The following is a 3017-nucleotide window of genomic DNA, read 5'->3' on the forward strand; positions in this document are numbered from 1 at the left end:
TCTGCTCGAAGCCGGCGGTTTCAGACCTCGACTACACCCTCGTTCGTGAAGAGCCAGATAACGATGGATGCAACCACTAGTGCTGCTGCCCACCAGAAGCGCTTGCCGAAGTAAAGGCGAGACTTCCGAAAGTCGACATACAGTGTCTGTCGTGGCTCGTGGTCCTCGACTGACTCTTCCATGTCCATAGCATCTCATGGACCTGATCCTCAAGCGAGTCGACAGCCGGCCCAGGCCAAACTCAACGGTCGCAGGTGAACGTGCAGGTCAGTACCCAACACGGGAGACCGTCAGCTACTGCGTCCACGACCGGGCATGATCCTGCGCCCGTAGGCCTCCATGTCCACGCGGAGGATGTCGCTCGACGGGTGCGCGTAGTTCTTCAGCATCTCCTGCAACGTCTGCGGTGACCAGCCCATGATGAGCATGATCTTCTCCGGCTGCACGCCCATCTCGAACAGCATGGTCGCCGCCAGGTGGCGAGCATCGTGCAGCCTCAACGCGGTGGGTACCTCGGCATCATCGAGGAGCTTGTGCCACGCCGCCCGGTCGTTCTGATGCCGCTTCGGCGTCCCATGCCGGGACGTGAACAGCAGCCGCCCGAACCGCTCGTCCCCATCCAGGGGCACGAACGCCTCCGACTCACGGAACGCCCTCTGCCTCTCGATGTGCTCCATCACAGCGGTATAGAAGGGCTCCACGAGTGGAACCTCCCGGTCCCCGTCCTCGGTCTTCAACACGTCCTTGAAGTAGAACTCACCCCGCCCGATCTTCTCGGGGCACCTGTCCGCCTGCCTCCCGCAAGCCCACCTCCGTGCGCGGCTGTCGTACTCGCCGTACCCGTACTTGGCAGAGCGGTGCAGGAGTTGCTGCTGGATGACGACCTTCCCCGGCTCTCCCGCCCGCGCCCTCGGCACGATGCATTCGTCGGTCAACCCAAGCACCTCGGACTGGCGCCTCCCGTAGAACGCGAACATCCACCGAGCCTCGTCCTCCTGGCCCTGGATTAGTTCGAGGAGGTGCTGCGGCACCCACTGCGCCGCCCGGTTCAGAGTACGCTCCTGCTTCTTCGTGCGTTTGTCCCGCTTCGGCGCATCCACCACGTCCAGCGGGTTGACGTTGAGGTGGCGGTGCTTGACCGCTTGTTCCAGAGTCGCGTGGAGGATGAAGCACACCTGCCGCCGCGCCGTGGACTTCAGGTAGGGTTCACCGTTGGGCTTGCGGATGTTCGGCAGCGTGGTCAGGAAGTAGTCCTTCAGTTCCTCGCCGTCGAGGAGGCGCACGGGCTTCGCACCGAACGCCGGAAGGAGGTAGTTGCGGATCTTCGCCTCGTAGCCGCTCCTGCGCTCGTCCGACAGGTCGGTCTTCGTGGCCATCCAGTCCGCGATGCACTGCGCCACGGTCCGCGCCTGCGGGCCTTCGTCAAGTCTGAGCACATCGGCACTCAGTTCCCCGAACGCCACCCGCTGCTTGAGCAGGTTGCGCTCCAGGGAGTCCAACGCCGCCTCCGAGGTCGGACCCTGGCCCGCTCCCCGGATGGTCCGACCACCAATGGCGACCCGGCGCTTGGCCCGCCACGAGGTGCTGACCCTGCCCGAGGAGAGCGTCCGAGTGAACTCGTAGAGCGTCCCCTCGCCGTTGCGTCTGGTCCTCGGTCCTCGCTGCCGGTTCGCGTACTTGCTGACCGCGGCCTGCGGGTCGTCGTCGGGCTGGGTCGGGGCTTGGGCCATGTCACCCCAACGTGTCACCCCACTGACAGCCGGTCAACCCATTGAAAAAGCCCCTCACCTGTGCTTTCACGCGGGTGAGGGGCATTGGCGGAGGATAGGGGATTCGAACCCCTGAGGGCTTGCACCCAACACGCTTTCCAAGCGTGCGCCATAGGCCACTAGGCGAATCCTCCAGAGCTGCACCGAAAGTGCAGACAGCGACCTATCATACCTGGTTTTCGCGCGGCTCGCGCGCACCGATCCGACCGCTGGTCAGCGACGGCTGCGGAGGCGCATCACGAGCATGATCGCGCCGATGAGCACGAGCACCGCGGCGATGCCGATGATGATGACGAACTCGTTCGCGCCGGTGGGCGCGAGGTCCTCGTCGTCGGTCTCCGTCGGCGTGGCCGCCGGAGTCGTCTCGCGCTCCTCGTCCTCCTCCGCGGGCCCGACGGGCGCGTTGAGGATGGGGAGGCCGTCATGCGAATGGCTGTCGTTGTGGTGGCCGCGGTGCCCGGGCTCGTCGGGGACCACGCCCGGCTCCGACGAAGGCGCGGAGCCCCCGCCGCCGGTGCTCTGCGGCGTCTCGGTGGTGGTGGGACCACCGGTCTCGCCGCCGCCCGAGGCCGATCCGTCGGCCCCGTCGTCGCTGCCGTTCGCACTCGCATCGCCGTCCGCCGAAGCGTCCGTTCCCGCGTCGGCACCGCTGTTCGCGTCGGGGTCGGTCGCATCATCCGCGTCGACCCCGCCCGCGCCGGACGTGCCGTCCTGGTTCGCGGTGGCCTGCTCGTTCGCCTCGTCGCCGCTCTCCGCCTCGGATGCGTCGACATCGGCGAGTCCGCTGGAGTCGGCGTCGGCCAGCGCGCCCTCCTCCGAGGAGTTCTGGTCGCCCGATGCCTCGTCGTCGGCCGAGGATCCCGCATCCGCACCGGCGGTCGCGGCGCTCGAGGAGGAGCCCTCGCTATCCGCGCGGCCTTCCGCGGCACCCGGCTCCGTGGGGACGGTGCCCGCCTGAGCCGACGCGACCGACCCGGCATCCGTCTCGATCGGCGCATCGCTCCCCGAGGCGCCGAAGGCGGGAACACCCATGCCGATGCCGAGGGCGCAGCCGGCGATCACCGCGATCGTGACGCGGGTCACACGCTGAGGCTGAGATGCCATGATCACTCTCCATACGGATCTTCGGCGGATTCGAGAAGTCGGTTCGTTGTAAAAATGATATCCGTTGTTTATCGAGTCGGCATCAAACTGGCTCTTCTCGAACGAGGGTGTAGTCCGTTGAGCGCGTCGCTGTCCGTGTAGGAG

2 protein-coding genes and 1 tRNA gene are annotated in these 3017 nt (G+C 66.5%); all 3 read right to left on the bottom strand.

What is annotated here, in order from left to right; all coding sequences use genetic code 11:
* Window positions 1-290 precede the first annotated feature (290 nt).
* Window positions 291-1730 carry a tyrosine-type recombinase/integrase gene (locus tag FM112_RS14170; RefSeq protein WP_087008737.1) on the bottom strand — a complete coding sequence of 480 codons (1440 nt, stop codon included), beginning with the start codon at window positions 1728-1730 and terminating at the stop codon, window positions 291-293.
* Window positions 1731-1815: 85 nt separating this feature from the next.
* Window positions 1816-1903, bottom strand: a tRNA-Ser gene (locus FM112_RS14175).
* A 79-nt stretch (window positions 1904-1982) separates the two neighbouring features.
* Window positions 1983-2873: a hypothetical protein gene (locus FM112_RS14180; protein WP_140400709.1), complete on the bottom strand. Its 891-nt coding sequence runs from the start codon at window positions 2871-2873 to the stop codon at window positions 1983-1985.
* Between the last annotated feature and the right edge of the window lie 144 nt (window positions 2874-3017).

The sequence above is a fragment of the Gulosibacter sp. 10 genome (assembly GCF_900163695.1).
GTDB lineage: Bacteria > Actinomycetota > Actinomycetes > Actinomycetales > Microbacteriaceae > Gulosibacter.